Origin of the sequence: Streptacidiphilus pinicola, from assembly GCF_003258295.1 — a bacterium.
Lineage (GTDB): Bacteria > Actinomycetota > Actinomycetes > Streptomycetales > Streptomycetaceae > Streptacidiphilus > Streptacidiphilus pinicola.
This window is the reverse complement of record NZ_QKYN01000193.1, coordinates 5,720-5,977: the sequence shown is the minus strand read 5'-3', so window position 1 is coordinate 5,977 and position 258 is coordinate 5,720. Positions and strand designations below refer to the sequence as shown.

Here is a 258-nt window from a genome sequence, read left to right as displayed (position 1 = left end):
CCGACTCCGACGCCGACCCCCACCCCCACGCCCACGCCCACGCCGACGTCGACCGGCGGGACCTGCGCGGTGGCCTGGAGCTCGTCCACCACCTACACCACGGGTGCGGCGGTCTCCTACAACGGCGTGAACTACACCGCGACCTACGGCTCGACCGGCGCCGTGCCCAGCGATCCGGCCTCGTGGGCGGTGTGGAAGGCCGACGGGCCCTGCACGTAAGCGCGACACCCCCACCCCGTAGGGCCCGGCCGCCGCGGC

1 protein-coding gene is annotated in these 258 nt (G+C 75.6%); it reads left to right on the top strand.

Annotated features, from left to right (window positions below):
- A partial coding sequence (locus DN069_RS36025) for a carbohydrate-binding protein (protein WP_341538528.1) occupies nt 1-219 on the top strand: 219 nt, incomplete at its 5' end.
- Nucleotides 220-258: the final 39 nt, after the last annotated feature.